This window comes from Kistimonas scapharcae (assembly GCF_039540975.1).
GTDB lineage: Bacteria > Pseudomonadota > Gammaproteobacteria > Pseudomonadales > Endozoicomonadaceae > Kistimonas > Kistimonas scapharcae.
Map to the genome: position 1 here is coordinate 1 of NZ_BAABFL010000159.1, position 630 is coordinate 630.

A 630-nucleotide genomic window follows, 5' to 3' on the forward strand; every position below is an offset into this window, starting at 1 on the left:
ATGACAAAAGAGAAAAACCCTCTGGCGTAAGCCAAAGGGCGAGAGGTCAGGCGGGTTGGTAGCCCTTGTCGAGCTGGTTGCGGTACCACTGACGGGCTTCACAAACATGGACGTGCCAGGTGCTGGTGCGTACCCTGGTGTAGCAATTCTCGGTGACTTCCACCATGCCCCGCACGAGTCTGTAGGTATACCGGATACCGGCGTCAGGGTTGTCCAGCGTGAAGGTCTTGTTATTGGTCATGGTCATATCTCCTCTGTTGATGACAAAGGACATAACCCTCTGGAGCATGGAGGAACGACATGCGACCGGTGTAACAGGATGCACGGTGGTGGGCCTGCCCCGATCCTGTGGGCTGCACGGTGCGCTGTTCCCGACCATCATCACAAGACGGGCGACCATTAACGCAGGACACCTGGCAATCGGCCAGTGACCAGCTTGCTGGGCGCTGGACGGGTGCCAAGTGACCTGTGTGTATAAACAAGGCGGGGGGTCCCCATACGCTTTTCCGGTGCCGAGGGTCCCCGGTGGGTGTCGGGGAGACGGGGGGCTGTTTTATGATGAGTCCCAAACCCACTGTCGCGCATGAAGACGGGATTTTTGAAAAATGGGGAACTTTTCTAAAAAAAAAA

At 56.5% G+C, this 630-nt stretch carries 2 protein-coding genes; one reads left to right on the forward strand and one right to left on the reverse strand.

Annotated elements, in window-relative coordinates; genetic code table 11:
- Positions 1-46 precede the first annotated feature (46 nt).
- Entirely contained in the window at positions 47-241 is a 195-nt protein-coding gene (locus ABD892_RS10145; protein WP_345195506.1) for a hypothetical protein, read from the reverse strand.
- On the opposite strand from ABD892_RS10145, the gene ABD892_RS10150 reads away from it, so the two are divergent.
- Entirely contained in the window at positions 240-431 is a 192-nt protein-coding gene (locus ABD892_RS10150) for a hypothetical protein (RefSeq protein ID WP_345195507.1), read from the forward strand. The genes ABD892_RS10145 and ABD892_RS10150 overlap by 2 nt on opposite strands.
- The last annotated feature ends 199 nt before the right edge of the window (positions 432-630 follow it).